The organism is Rhodococcus sp. 15-725-2-2b, from assembly GCF_002259075.1.
Lineage (GTDB): Bacteria > Actinomycetota > Actinomycetes > Mycobacteriales > Mycobacteriaceae > Rhodococcoides.
Genome location: NZ_NPFL01000020.1, coordinates 247505 through 260266 on the forward strand (window position 1 = coordinate 247505; position 12762 = coordinate 260266).

Genomic DNA, 12762 nt, shown 5'->3' on the forward strand with positions numbered 1-12762 from the left:
GTCACGGCAACGTCCAGTCGATCGGTTCGTCTCCGCCTTCGACCAACAGTTCGTTGACGCGGCTGAAGGGCTTGGATCCGAAGAAACCGCGTGAGGCGGACAGCGGTGACGGATGAGCGGATTCGATGAAGGGCACCGATCCGAGCATCGGCTTCAGGGTTGCCGCGTCACGTCCCCAGAGAACTGCCACCAGTCCGGGCGCGTCGGGGTTCTCCGCTCGGGCGACCAATGCCCGAATCGCCTGCTCGGTCACCGCTTCCCAGCCCTTCTTGCGGTGTGACGCCGCCTGCGACGGTTCGACGGTGAGCACCCTGTTGAGCAACATCACTCCCTGCTCCGACCAGGGTGTGAGATCGCCGGTGCTCGGCGTGGGCAGACCGAGATCGTCGGAATACTCCTTGAAGATGTTGCTCAGACTCCGCGGTACGGGTCGCACGTCGGGCGCGACAGAAAAGCTCAGGCCCACTGCGTGTCCCGGCGTGGGATACGGATCCTGACCGACGATGAGCACGCGAACCCGATCGAAGGGGTAGCGAAAAGCGCGCAGCACGTTCTCACCCGCGGGCAGGTAGTGCCGTCCGGCGGCGAGTTCGGCTCGCAGGAAGTCGCCCATCGCAGCGACATTCGTCTCGACCGGAGCGAGGGCAGCAGCCCAGCCCGACTCGACGCTCTCGGACAGCGGCCGGGGCGTCACCGGTCGATCCGGCGAAGGGCGTCGCGGTAGTACGCGGCATTGGCGGAGTACATCTGCACGTTGATGTCGACATGCCCGTCGGGAACCTGGTAGCCCTCACGGATCTTGGCGGGCACGCCGAGCGCCATGGAACGTTCGGGAACGACGAACTCGAACGGCACCACCGCGCCTGCACCGACGATCGAGCCCGCCCCGATCTTCGATCCGTTCAGTACCACCGAGCCCGACGCGATGAGGCAGTTGTCCCCGATGGTCGCACCCTCGACGTGCGCATTGTGGCCCAGTACGCACCCGGAACCGATGACCGTTGCGTCGATCGGAGTGCAGTGAACCACGGTCCCGTCCTGCACGTTGGTGCCCTCGCCGATCGAGATGGTGCCGTAGTCGGCCCGCAGAACCGCAGTGGGCCACACCGACGATCCGGCAGCCAAGGTCACCGCTCCGATGACGACGGCGTCGGGATGAACGTAGGCGTCGGGGTGGATGTCGGGTTCGCGATCACCGAGCGCATAGATAGCCATCTCTGCAACTTAGCCGACTCGACCGACCCGACCCGCGTTCACTCGCCCTCGAAACTCGACCATCCCGAGCTACCCGCGTGGACGCGTCCGCCGACCGTCACTCGACCCGCAGGCGCACCGTCTCCGTGCTCGACGCGGCCGATCACCGTCCATCCCCCGGGAACGGCGGCGGCATCGGGGAAGGTGCCGACGAGCGCGTGATCCTCGCCTCCGGTCAGTACCCACTCCAGCGGATCGTGCCCCATCAGCGTTGCTGCCGAACGCAGTTCGACGGGGATCTCCAGCAGGTCGGGATCGAGGTCGACGAGAACGCCCGATGCGTCGGCGATGTGGCCGAGATCGGCCAGCAGCCCGTCGGAGACGTCGGTGAGCGAGGTCGCACCCGCCTCTGCGGCGTCGATCCCGGCGCGGTACGGCGGGACGGGCACTCGGTGTGCGTCCAACACGGCGTCGTGGCCCGTTCCGTCCCGGTCGCCGAGCAGCAGGGCCAGGCCGGCCGCGGACCAGCCGAGCCGCCCCGCATAGGCGATCACATCACCGGCACACGCCCCCGATCGAAGAACCGGGGCCCGGCCCTGGAGATCGCCGAGCGCGGTGATCGAGATCACCAGCTCCGGCGATTGCACCACATCGCCACCGACGACGGCCGATCCCGCAGCAACCGCCTCGATCCACATGCCCTCGTTGAGACCGTCGGTCACGCTCACCGAAGTGTCGGCCGGGCATCCGAGAGAGACGAGAAAACCCGAGCACTGCGCGCCCATCGCGGCGATGTCCGCGCCGTTCTGCGCGATCGCTTTGCGGCCGATCTGTATCGGACTCGACCAGTCGAGCCGAAAGTGCCTGCCGTGCACCAACATATCGGTCGATGCCGCGATCCGACCGTCGGGCGCGGCGACCACGGCTGCGTCGTCGCCGGGCCCGACGATGGTCGACGACGGCTGCTCGCGGCCCGTGATGGCCCGAGCGATCACGTCGAATTCGCCGACCTGAGCGACGGTGCGCTCGCTGCCGGTGGCCGAGTCGATGACGGTGTCGTCGATGATGTTCCTCCCTGAGAACGCGGTGCGTGAGCGACGGTCTCGCGCGGAGCGAGTGCCGCGCCTGCGGTACCTTTTAGCGGCGGTCGGGACAGTACCGATGCAGCAGGTTACGTGCGAAGAGAACGTAGTCGAACCAACCTACAGTCGAGAAGTCCGGCAGGGGAAAGGGACCACCGATGGTGCAAGCATTCGTTCTCGTTCAGACCGAGGTCGGTCGTGCGACGGCCGTCGCACAGCAGATCGAGGCCGTCGACGGTGTCGTGTCGGCCGAGGCAGTGGTCGGGCCCTACGACGTGATCGCGCGCGCCGACGGTGCCTCCGACGCCCGGATCGCCGAGATCGTCTCTCGCATCCAGAAGGTCGATGCCATCACTCGCACCCTCACCTGCCCCGTGGCCCCTCGGTCGACGACGTCCGTCGGATAGCTCGTGAATTCACCCGACACCGGCAACGACGCCGGCACCGAAGACGGCCCCGCCGAGACCGAGGGCACTCGCGAGCAGCGCCATCCCGCAGTCATCGCCACCGCGATCGCGCTACCGGTCGCGCTCGTCGTCGGAGTTCTGGTTGCCGCCATCGCGGTGAATCGCTCACCCGTCCTCGATCCGGTCGCGCTCGGCCCGGTCGACTCCCCCGATGCCGCGAGTGCGCAGTGCACGTCGCTGCTCGACGCCCTGCCCGAAGACCTCGGCGACTACACCAGAGCCGAACTGGCCGACCCGGCCCCGGTCGGAGTCCGCGCGTGGGTCTCGGCCGAGGAGAACGCCGAGCCGGTCGTGTTGCGCTGCGGTCTGCCCCGGCCGATCGGGTTCGATGTGGCCGCGCCGCTTCAGGTGATCAACGGCGTTCAGTGGTTCGAGGTGTCCGGCGCAGACGACGGGATCGACGCCAGCACGTGGTTCGTCGTCGATCGCGGTGTGTACGTTGCCCTGACGATTCCGGGCGACTCGGGCCCCACCCCGTTGCAGGACGCGTCCTCCGCCGTGTCGGGCGCGCTGCCCCAGCAACCTCTCGACCCGGCTCCGTTGCAGTAGCGCCGGGCCGCAACAGCTCTAACGCAAACCGGTACCGCGGGCGAGAGCGGTGTCGATCAGGGTGGCGATCAGCGTCGGGTAGTCGACGCCCGATTCGGCCCACATCTTCGGGTACATCGAGATCGAGGTGAACCCGGGCATGGTGTTGATCTCGTTGATGACCGGGCCGTTCTCGGTGACGAAGAAATCCACCCGCGCCAGACCCTGGCAGTCCAACGCGCGGAAGGCGGCGACGGCGAGCTCACGAATGCGGTCGCTCGTGGCGTCGTCGAGGGCAGCCGGGATGTCGAACTCACTGACATCGTCGAGATACTTGGTGTCGAAATCGTAGAAGGCATGATCGTCGATGTCCGCGTCGGGAATTCGGATCTCGGCGATGGCGCTCGCGCGCACGGTGCCGTCGGGAAATTCGAGCACTCCGCACTCGACCTCGCGGCCGTGGATCATGCCTTCGACGATGACCTTGGGGTCGTGTTCGCGTGCGACGGCGATCGCGGTGGGGAGTTGGTCCCACGCGGTGATGCGCGAGATTCCGATGGACGATCCGCCTCGGGCCGGCTTGACGAATGCGGGCAGGCCGATTCGGTCACGCTCGCCTGCCGTCAGGTCGTCGACCCCGCGTCGGAGTACCACCTGGCGACCGATCGGCAATCCTTCGGCACCGAGCAGCTTCTTGGTGAATTCCTTGTCCATCCCCGCAGCGCTGGCCAGCACGCCCGGCCCGACATACGGAACGCCTGCCAACTCGAGCAGACCCTGCAGGGTGCCGTCCTCGCCGTACGGTCCGTGCAGAACCGGGAACACGACGTCGACGGATGCGAGCACCGTCCCGCCTTCCCCCTCGCCGAGGGCGAGCAGAGCGCCGGCGTGACCCGGGTCCGTACTGAGAGCCAGCGCCGCCCCGGTCTTGTCCACGGTGGGCAGGACGCGGTCGTGAATCGTCAGCGCGTCGATGTCGGAGGAGCCGAGTACCCACGCACCGTCCGGGGTGATTCCCACGGGAACCACCTCGTACCTGGCCGGATCGAGGTTCTGCAGCACGCTACCTGCCGATACACAGGACACAGCGTGCTCGCTGCTGCGGCCCCCGAAGACGACGGCAACTTTGATGCGGGGAGTACTCACGATGAGAAACCGTACCGCCGCGGCTCGTCGAACGCGGATTCGCCCTGTTCGTCGCGAGACCGCGATCACTGCCTCACTCGGGCTTGATGCGACGTCCCAGCAGGTGCCCGACCGCATCCGGTACGGACATGCCGCCGTGACAGACGCGATGCACGGCGTCGGTCAGCGGCATCTCGACGTCGTAACTCTCGGCGAGCGCCCGGACCGAGGTGCACGACTTGACGCCTTCGGCAACCTGCCCGTGCGCTGCTTCCTGCGCACTCTCGAGGGAGCCACCCGAACCCAGTCGTTCTCCGAACGTGCGATTACGCGAGAGGGGGGACGAGCAGGTGGCGACCAGGTCGCCCACGCCGGCCAGGCCCGACAGCGTCGACGGCTTGGCACCGAGTGCTACTCCGAGGCGGATGATCTCGGCCAGGCCCCTGGTCATGATCGACGCGAGGGTGTTCTCGCCGTATCCGACGCCTGCGGCCATACCGCACGCGAGGGCGATGACGTTCTTGCAGGCACCCCCGATCTCGGCACCGATGACATCGCTGTTGGTGTAGGGCCTGAAATATCCTGTGGCACAGGATTTCTGAATCTCGAGGGCACGCTGGGAGTCGGAGCACGCGATGACCGTCGCGGCGGGCTGTCCCTCGGCGATCGGGCGCGCGAGGTTGGGACCGGACAGGCACGCGACCCGGCTGGGATCCGCACCGGTGACCTGAGAGATCACCTGGCTCATCCGCATGAGCGTTCCGGTCTCGATCCCCTTCGCCAGGGAGAGCAGCGTCGCGTGCGGCGGAATCGAGTCGGTCCACGCCCCCAGATTGGCCCGCAGACTCTGTGAGGGCACGGCCAGCACCACGATGTCGGCTCCGTCGAGTGCACGGACGGGATCACTCGTCGCGCGAATCGAGGACGGCAGCTCGATTCCCGCAAGGTAGTCCTTGTTCTCGTGGTCGTCGGTGATGGATGCGGCGAGTTCCTCACGGCGGGCCCACATGGTGACGTCCGTTCCGGCATCGGCCAACACCTTGGCGAATGCGGTGCCCCACGAACCCGACCCCAATACCGCTGCTCTGCTCATTCCGCCAACCCCTCGCCTACTTCGCCGATGCCCTGTCCACGCGCGCATCACCCTAACTCGCAGACCTGCTCGGGCGGTCGGAGTCGGCACAGATCCATGACGCTGGCAGGATCGAGCACCATGGGTGCATCACGAGACGATGACGGCGACCGCGTCGTCAGGGTTCTCATCGCGGTGAAGGATCTGGCCACGGCGAAGTCGCGCCTGGCGGCGGAGTTCTCGGCACCCGACCGGACACGATTGGTGCTCGCGATGCTCAGCGACACCGTGGCCGCCGCAGACTCGGTGTCGGCGGTCGATTCGGTCACGGTGGTCACCCCGGATCCTCTCGTCGCGGACACCGCCCGCAGAATCGGTGCACGGGTGTTCGACGAACCGGTCCGCGATCCGGCACTGCAACCGGACGAACGCCTCAATCACGCGTTCGCGGCCGCGGCGCACGTACTGCGTCACGGTCACGTCGGCGCGGACGTCGATGGGGACGAGACCGTCAGCGCGGGCCACGTCGACATCATCGCGTTGCAGGCAGACCTTCCGGCGATGCGTTCGACAGAACTCGCCCAGGCCTACGAGCGCGCCCGGCGGGGAGGCAGATCACTCGTGGTCGATCATCACGGCACGGGAACCGCTGCCCTGATCCTCAAGGATTCCCCCGACGAGTTGACACCGCTGTTCGGACCGGACTCCGCACGCCGCCATACCGCCTCGGGCGCACGGGAACTCGACGGCGAGTGGCCTGGCCTTCGACTGGACGTGGACACCGCCGACGACGTCCGCAGAGCGCATCGTCTGGGAGTCGGACCGGCGACGGCGGCCGTTCTCCACTCGCTCGGGTGGAACGACGAGGCATCCGCGACGACTGCGTGACGGTAGGGACCGCCACGGCAGCCGGGTGAACACCGACCCGAGTTCGGCCATCGGAGTTTCACCGACGCCGGGTATGGGGGATGATCGTGCGGTGAGCAAAGACGACGTGCAGCCAGCGAACCAGGATCCGCCGATCGAGACAGGAAAGGCCGCAGGCTCGGAGCCGGCGTGGAGCGCGCCGATCGCGTCGACGATGCCGAGCATCCCGTCCGCACTACCGGCCGCCACACCGGAATCGGTGGACGCTGCGACCGTTCTTCCCGAAAATCGCTATCTCAACCGAGAATTGAGCTGGCTCGATTTCAACTCGCGTGTCCTCGCTCTCGCCGAGGACTCCTCGCTGCCCTTGCTGGAGCGGGCGAAGTTTCTCGCCATCTACGCGTCCAATCTCGACGAGTTCTACATGGTCCGGGTCGCCGGTCTCAAACGTCGCGACGAAACCGGTCTGTCGGTTCGATCGGCCGACGGAATGACTCCTCGCGAACAGCTGGCGGTGATCGGGCAGCGCACCCAGGAACTTGCGCTCAAACACGCGCGAGTGCTGCTGGATTCGATTCTGCCCGAGCTCACCGCCGAGGGCATCGCGATCATCCGGTGGTCCGATCTGGACAGCGACGAACGTGCGCGACTGTCGGACTACTTCACCGAACAGGTGTTCCCGGTTCTCACACCGCTGGCCGTCGACCCGGCGCACCCGTTCCCCTACATCAGCGGCCTGAGCCTCAATCTCGCTGTGACAGTGAAGGACTACTCCACGACCGGGGAGCACTTCGCCCGCGTCAAGGTCCCCGACAACGTCGATCGCTTCGTGCGCGTCAAGCGCGGCGAGGGCACTCACCGCATCGACGCCTTCCTGTCGATGGAGGAGTTGATCTCCGCTCACCTCCATGTGCTCTTCCCCGGCATGGAGGTCGTCGAGTCCCACGCGTTCCGGATCACGCGCAACGCCGATTTCGAGGTCGAGGAAGACCGCGACGAGGACCTGCTGCAGGCTCTGGAGCGAGAACTCGCTCGGCGGCGCTTCGGCTCGCCGGTCCGTCTCGAGATCGCCGACGACATGACCGAGCACATGCTCGAACTGCTGCTGCGTGAGCTCGACGTCGATCCCGGCGATGTCATCCAGGTTCCCGGACTGCTGGATCTGTCCTGCCTGTGGCAGGTCTACAGCGTCGACCGCCCCAACCTCAAGGACGCACCCTTCGTTCCTGCCACCCACCCCGCGTTCGGTGAACGCGAGACCCCCAAGAGCGTGTTCTCGACTCTGCGCGACGGCGACGTCCTGGTGCACCATCCGTACGATTCCTTCTCCACCAGCGTCCAACGCTTCATCGAGCAAGCAGCGGCCGATCCTCAGGTGCTCGCCATCAAGCAGACTCTCTATCGCACCTCGGGAGATTCGCCGATCGTCAACGCACTCGTCGACGCGGCCGGAGCGGGCAAGCAGGTCGTTGCACTGGTCGAGATCAAGGCGCGTTTCGACGAACAAGCCAACATCGAGTGGGCACGCAAGCTCGAAAAGGCGGGCGTGCACGTGGTCTACGGCCTCGTCGGCCTCAAGACGCACTGCAAGACCTGCCTGGTGGTGCGCCGAGAGGGGTCGGTCATTCGCCGGTACTGCCACATCGGTACCGGCAACTACAACCCCAAGACAGCGCGTATCTACGAGGACGTGGGCCTGCTGACGTCATCGCCCGAAATCGGGGCCGACCTCACCGATCTGTTCAACTCGCTGACCGGATACTCGCGAAAGTCCAAGTACCGCAACCTTCTGGTCGCTCCGTACGGGGTGCGGCGCGGCATCGTCGAGCGCATCGAAGCGGAGGTCGAACACCTCAAGAGTGGCCGTGCGGCCGGAATTCGCCTCAAGGCCAACGCCTTGGTCGACGAGCAGGTCATCGACGCGCTCTACCGAGCATCGATTGCCGGAGTGCCGGTGAAGGTGGTGGTGCGCGGAATTTGTGCGCTCAAGCCAGGAGTTCCCGGGCTGTCGGAGAACATCGAAGTTCGTTCCATCCTCGGTCGATTCCTCGAACACTCACGGGTTCTGCATTTCCAGGGTGCGGACGAGTTCTGGATCGGCAGCGCAGACATGATGCACCGCAACCTCGATCGCCGAGTGGAGGTGATGGCTCAGGTCAAGGATCCCCGACTGGCGAACCAGCTCAGCGACATCTTCGATTCCGCCCTCGACCCCACCACTCGATGCTGGGAGTTGGGACCGGACGGCGGCTGGGTCGCCTCACCTGCTCGGGGCGAGAAGGTTCGTGAACATCAGGTCGACCTGATGCGCAGTCGGAGGAATCAGGCGTCCTGATGGGCACTTCCGACGGTTCTCCCCGCGCCAACATCTTTGCGGCCGGCTCGATCCTGTGGCGTCGTTCACCGAGCGGCGACTCCGGCGTCGAGGTCGCCTTGGTGCACAGGCCCAAGTACGACGACTGGTCGTTCCCCAAGGGCAAGCTCGATCCCGGCGAGACAGCTGTCGACGCAGCGGTCCGAGAGGTGAAGGAGGAGACCGGATTCGACTCACGACTGGGGCGGTCGCTGTCCTACGTCACCTACCCGATTCCGGGGCACCGTCGGGTCAAGAAGGTGCTGTACTGGGCGGCCGAGGTCACCGGGGGCGAGTTCGTCCCCAATGTCGAGGTGGACGAACTGCGCTGGGTGGCACCCGAGGACGTCGGCCGCGAACTCTCGTACCCCATGGACCACAAGATCCTTCGCCGGTTCGTGGCCAAGCCTGCCGACACCTCGACGGTGCTGCTGGTTCGTCACGGCAGTGCCGGGTCGCGCTCGCGGTTCAAGGGCAACGATGTCGACCGTCCGCTCGACAGGACCGGACGGCGGCAGGCCCAATCCTTGGTCTCGCTGCTTCGTGCCTTCGGCGGTGATTCCGTGTACGCAGCCGACCGCGCTCGATGCGTCCAGACAGTCGCTCCGTTCGCCGAATCGTTGGGGGTGGACATCACTCCCGAGCATCTGCTGTCCGAGGAAGGCTACGCCGACGACCCTCGCAAGGGGCGACATCGCGCTCGCGACATAGCCGAACTGCCCGGCACCCCTGTTGTCTGCAGCCAGGGAAAGGTGATTCCCGACCTGATGCGATGGTGGGCGGAGAAAGACGGAATCACGTTGCCTGCCAACCGAAATCGTAAGGGTAGTGTTTGGGTGCTCTCGCGCCGTGACGGTCGGCTCATCGCTGCCGACCACATCGCCAGTCCGTTGCCCACCCTCACCGCCGACGGCTGAGCGGCGCAACACCAACGACGGAAGGCCCCCGACTCGATGTTCGAGTCGGGGGCCTTCCGCGGTGTTCACACTGTCATACGTGAAGCAGGCAGGCTCTACTTCTTCGCTGCGCGCTTCGCGGGGGCCTTCTTGGCCGGTGCCTTCTTGGCCGGAGCCTTCTTGGCGACGGTCTTCTTGGCCGCTGTCTTGGCCGGAGCCTTCTTGGCGGGAGCAGCAGTCGTTGCGGCCTTGCGCGCAGTCGTCTTGGCCGGAGCCTTCTTCGCAACGGTCTTGCGTGCGGTGGTCTTCGCGGGAGCTGCCTTCTTGGCGGCGGTCTTCGCGGGAGCCGCTGCCTTACGAGCAGTGGTCTTGGCCGGCGCTGCCTTCTTGGCGGCAGCGGTGGTTGCCTTGCGGGCGGTCGTCTTCACGGCAGCCTTCTTCGCAGCCGTCTTCTTCGCAGCCGCAGTCTTCTTGGCCGGAGCCGCAGCGGCACCGCGCTTGACGGCAGGACCGGTGGCGGGCAGCTTCTGCCCACCGGCGATGACGGCCTTGAACTGCGCACCCGGACGGAATGCCGGAACGTTGGTCGGCTTCACGCGAACGGTCTCGCCGGTGCGGGGGTTACGGGCGACGCGGGCTGCGCGACGACGCTGCTCGAACACGCCGAAGCCCGTGATCGTGACACTCTCGCCGCGGTGCACTGCGCGCACGATGGTGTCGACGATGTTCTCGACAGCCTCTGTGGCGCTCCGCCTATCAGACCCCAACTTCTCGGTCAGGGCGTCAATCAGCTCTGCCTTGTTCATGGATTTCCTCCGCTATATGGTGGCCCATCGTCGGACCGACTACTACAACGGTAAACCCCAAGTCGTCAAGAGTCTATGCGCCACGCCAATTTTCATTCTGGTGTCGCGGAATGATTCACGGCCGCAAAGCGTGTCGGACCGCCGCCGATCAGCTTTCGGCGGGTGTCTCGATCCGCGCCGGAAGGGTCAGGGGTTTGTATGAAGGCCTTGACTTTTCGTACTCCGTAATGGCCTCTACCTGGCGTAATGTCAATCCGATGTCGTCCAGGCCCTCCAGCAGACGCCACCGCGTGTAGTCGTCAATCGCAAAGGGCACCACCAACGTTCCAGCCGTTACGGTCTTGTCGACGAGGTCGACAATTATTTCCAGACCGGGCTGTTCTTCTAAGGCTTTCCACAGCAATTCGACGTCGGATTGATCCACTTCGGCAGCCAGCAGCCCGGCCTTACCCGAGTTTCCGCGGAAGATATCGGCGAAACGGGAGGCGATCACGACCCGAAATCCGAAGTCCGAGAGTGCCCAGACGGCATGCTCGCGTGACGATCCCGTACCGAAGTCGGGCCCGGCAACGAGCACCGAGCCTCGGTCGTAGGGCTCGAGGTTCAACACGAAGTTCGGGTCCGAGCGCCAGGCGGCGAACAACCCGTCCTCGAATCCGGTGCGCGTGACGCGCTTGAGGTAGACCGCGGGGATTATCTGGTCGGTGTCGACGTTGGACCGCCGGAGCGGAACTCCGATACCGGTGTGTCGAGTGAAAGCTTCCATCGAATGTGCTCCTCTGAGTTCGATCGATCCGAGCGAAGACGCGTTTACGCGAGATCCGCCGGAGACGACAGGGTTCCACGGATTGCCGTTGCCGCTGCTACCAACGGTGACACGAGATGGGTGCGCCCACCCTTGCCCTGCCTACCCTCGAAATTGCGGTTGGACGTCGACGCCGATCTCTCGCCCGACGCCAATTGGTCCGGGTTCATTCCCAGGCACATCGAGCAACCGGCCTGACGCCACTCCGCTCCTGCGGCCGTGAATATCTCACCCAGACCTTCCTCCTCGGCCTGCGCTCGCACCCGCATGGAACCCGGTACCACCAGCATTCGCACTCCGTCGGCAACCCGGTGTCCTTCGAGAACGGACGCGACGGCCCGCAGATCCTCGATTCGGCCGTTGGTGCACGAGCCGACGAACACGGTGTCGACGGCGATATCGCGGATGGGCGTTCCCGCTTCCAGACCCATGTACTGCAAGGCCTTCTGGGCTGCCACCCGCTCGCTCTCGTCGACCATCGCCTCCGGATCGGGCACCGTATCGCCAAGTGGCGCACCCTGACCCGGATTCGTTCCCCACGTGACGAACGGCGTCAACGTGTCGGCGTCGATGTGGACCTCGTTGTCGAACACCGCATCCGGATCGGTCGCCAATTCGTTCCACGCGGCCACCGCCGCATCCCAGTCGGCTCCCCGAGGAGCGTGCGGGCGTCCCTTCAGGTACTCGTAGGTGACCTCGTCGGGTGCGATCATGCCTGCCCGCGCTCCGGCTTCGATCGACATGTTGCAGATGGTCATTCGCGCTTCCATCGACAGCTTGCGAATGGCCTCACCGCGGTATTCGAGGACGTAGCCCTGACCGCCGCCGGTGCCGATCTGTGCGATGACGGCGAGGATGAGATCCTTGCTCGTCACACCGGGGGCGAGTTCTCCGTCGACGGTGATGGCCATCGTCTTGAAAGGACGCAGCGACAAGGTCTGCGTGGCCATGACGTGCTCGACCTCACTGGTGCCGATGCCCATTGCGATCGAGCCGAAGGCACCGTGCGTCGAGGTGTGACTGTCTCCGCACACCACGGTCATGCCGGGCTGGGTGAGACCCAGCTGTGGGCCGATGATGTGCACGATGCCCTGATCGAGATCGCCCATCGGGTAGAGCCGAACACCGAATTCCTCGCAGTTGCGTCGAAGGGTGTCGACCTGCGTGCGCGAGACCAGATCGGCGATGGGCGCGAAGATGTCGGCCGTCGGGACGTTGTGGTCCTCGGTCGCGATCGTCAGATCGGGACGACGGAGCCCGCGGCCGGCCAACCGAAGTCCGTCGAACGCCTGCGGGCTCGTCACCTCGTGCACCAGATGGAGGTCGATGTAGATCAGATCCGGCTCACGCGCCCCGCCTTCGCCGCCGCCTCGGACCACCACATGCTGGTCCCATACCTTCTCCGCCAAAGTCTTCGGTGTTTCGGACATCGCTGTCGCGGACCTCGTCTTTCCCTGTCGTCGTCGCGCCGGTGAACGGGCTGGTTCACCTCGCGTGATCGTCTCGACATCATGCCCCCGGCGCGCACCGAAGATGTCGTAGTTGTGCAATCTCAGCATGCGGGAGG

Annotated in this window: 13 protein-coding genes; 5 read left to right on the forward strand and 8 right to left on the reverse strand. The window is 65.7% G+C overall.

Annotated features, from left to right (window positions below; genetic code table 11):
- Position 1: 1 nt before the first annotated feature.
- The 3 genes from CH306_RS23915 to CH306_RS23925 are packed head-to-tail and all read right to left on the reverse strand — an operon-like array spanning position 2 to position 2243.
- Positions 2 to 694 (reverse strand): uracil-DNA glycosylase, encoded by a 693-nt coding sequence (locus CH306_RS23915; RefSeq protein ID WP_032397775.1) that lies wholly within the window; start codon positions 692 to 694, stop codon positions 2 to 4.
- Complete coding sequence (locus CH306_RS23920; RefSeq protein ID WP_094648101.1) at positions 691 to 1215, reverse strand: gamma carbonic anhydrase family protein; 525 nt, start codon at positions 1213 to 1215, stop codon at positions 691 to 693. Before CH306_RS23920 ends, CH306_RS23915 begins: the two co-directional genes overlap by 4 nt.
- Positions 1216 to 1253: 38 nt before the next feature.
- Entirely contained in the window at positions 1254 to 2243 is a 990-nt protein-coding gene (locus tag CH306_RS23925) for a thiamine-phosphate kinase (protein ID WP_179272774.1), read from the reverse strand.
- A 191-nt stretch (positions 2244 to 2434) separates the two neighbouring features.
- On the opposite strand from CH306_RS23925, the gene CH306_RS23930 reads away from it, so the two are divergent.
- Positions 2435 to 2683, forward strand: a complete 249-nt coding sequence (locus CH306_RS23930; protein WP_094648103.1) for an Lrp/AsnC ligand binding domain-containing protein — start codon at positions 2435 to 2437, stop codon at positions 2681 to 2683.
- Positions 2684 to 2686: 3 nt separating this feature from the next.
- Positions 2687 to 3292 carry a DUF3515 domain-containing protein gene (locus CH306_RS23935; protein WP_032397771.1) on the forward strand — a complete coding sequence of 202 codons (606 nt, stop codon included), beginning with the start codon at positions 2687 to 2689 and terminating at the stop codon, positions 3290 to 3292.
- A gap of 18 nt (positions 3293 to 3310) precedes the next feature.
- On the opposite strand, the gene CH306_RS23940 is transcribed toward CH306_RS23935, so the two are convergent.
- Positions 3311 to 4417 carry a D-alanine--D-alanine ligase family protein gene (locus CH306_RS23940; RefSeq protein ID WP_045199902.1) on the reverse strand — a complete coding sequence of 369 codons (1107 nt, stop codon included), beginning with the start codon at positions 4415 to 4417 and terminating at the stop codon, positions 3311 to 3313.
- A gap of 73 nt (positions 4418 to 4490) precedes the next feature.
- Positions 4491 to 5489, reverse strand: coding sequence for an NAD(P)H-dependent glycerol-3-phosphate dehydrogenase (locus CH306_RS23945; protein ID WP_032397770.1), 999 nt, complete (start codon positions 5487 to 5489; stop codon positions 4491 to 4493).
- 102 nt (positions 5490 to 5591) lie between these two features.
- Here CH306_RS23945 and cofC point away from each other — a divergent pair, with 102 nt between their 5' ends.
- The 3 genes from cofC to CH306_RS23960 all read left to right on the forward strand — a co-directional run bounded on the left by cofC (position 5592) and on the right by CH306_RS23960 (position 9605).
- The gene (gene cofC, locus CH306_RS23950; RefSeq protein WP_371828404.1) at positions 5592 to 6356 is read left to right on the forward strand and encodes a 2-phospho-L-lactate guanylyltransferase; all 765 of its coding nucleotides are present in this window, start codon (positions 5592 to 5594) and stop codon (positions 6354 to 6356) included.
- A gap of 193 nt (positions 6357 to 6549) precedes the next feature.
- The gene (locus tag CH306_RS23955; protein WP_230597037.1) at positions 6550 to 8670 is read left to right on the forward strand and encodes an RNA degradosome polyphosphate kinase; all 2121 of its coding nucleotides are present in this window, start codon (positions 6550 to 6552) and stop codon (positions 8668 to 8670) included.
- Positions 8670 to 9605 carry an NUDIX hydrolase gene (locus tag CH306_RS23960; protein ID WP_032397769.1) on the forward strand — a complete coding sequence of 312 codons (936 nt, stop codon included), beginning with the start codon at positions 8670 to 8672 and terminating at the stop codon, positions 9603 to 9605. Before CH306_RS23955 ends, CH306_RS23960 begins: the two co-directional genes overlap by 1 nt.
- Before the next feature lie 95 nt (positions 9606 to 9700).
- On the opposite strand, the gene CH306_RS23965 is transcribed toward CH306_RS23960, so the two are convergent.
- The 3 genes from CH306_RS23965 to leuC all read right to left on the reverse strand — a co-directional run bounded on the left by CH306_RS23965 (position 9701) and on the right by leuC (position 12625).
- Positions 9701 to 10390 carry an HU family DNA-binding protein gene (locus tag CH306_RS23965; protein WP_032397768.1) on the reverse strand — a complete coding sequence of 230 codons (690 nt, stop codon included), beginning with the start codon at positions 10388 to 10390 and terminating at the stop codon, positions 9701 to 9703.
- Positions 10391 to 10538: 148 nt separating this feature from the next.
- The gene (leuD, locus tag CH306_RS23970) at positions 10539 to 11156 is read right to left on the reverse strand and encodes a 3-isopropylmalate dehydratase small subunit (protein ID WP_032397767.1); all 618 of its coding nucleotides are present in this window, start codon (positions 11154 to 11156) and stop codon (positions 10539 to 10541) included.
- A gap of 44 nt (positions 11157 to 11200) precedes the next feature.
- A complete protein-coding gene (leuC, locus tag CH306_RS23975; RefSeq protein WP_032398343.1) occupies positions 11201 to 12625 on the reverse strand; it encodes a 3-isopropylmalate dehydratase large subunit in 1425 nt (474 codons plus the stop codon).
- Between the last annotated feature and the right edge of the window lie 137 nt (positions 12626 to 12762).

What these genes read in the sequence shown, in the direction of transcription:
- CH306_RS23965 (WP_032397768.1), bottom strand. Translation starts at nt 10,390, where the DNA reads ATGAACAAGGCAGAGCTGATTGACGCCCTGACCGAGAAGTTGGGGTCT.
- CH306_RS23930 (WP_094648103.1), top strand. Translation starts at nt 2,435, where the DNA reads ATGGTGCAAGCATTCGTTCTCGTTCAGACCGAGGTCGGTCGTGCGACG.
- leuD (WP_032397767.1), bottom strand. Translation starts at nt 11,156, where the DNA reads ATGGAAGCTTTCACTCGACACACCGGTATCGGAGTTCCGCTCCGGCGG.
- CH306_RS23920 (WP_094648101.1), bottom strand. Translation starts at nt 1,215, where the DNA reads ATGGCTATCTATGCGCTCGGTGATCGCGAACCCGACATCCACCCCGAC.
- CH306_RS23945 (WP_032397770.1), bottom strand. Translation starts at nt 5,489, where the DNA reads ATGAGCAGAGCAGCGGTATTGGGGTCGGGTTCGTGGGGCACCGCATTC.
- CH306_RS23955 (WP_230597037.1), top strand. Translation starts at nt 6,550, where the DNA reads ATGCCGAGCATCCCGTCCGCACTACCGGCCGCCACACCGGAATCGGTG.
- leuC (WP_032398343.1), bottom strand. Translation starts at nt 12,625, where the DNA reads ATGTCCGAAACACCGAAGACTTTGGCGGAGAAGGTATGGGACCAGCAT.
- CH306_RS23960 (WP_032397769.1), top strand. Translation starts at nt 8,670, where the DNA reads ATGGGCACTTCCGACGGTTCTCCCCGCGCCAACATCTTTGCGGCCGGC.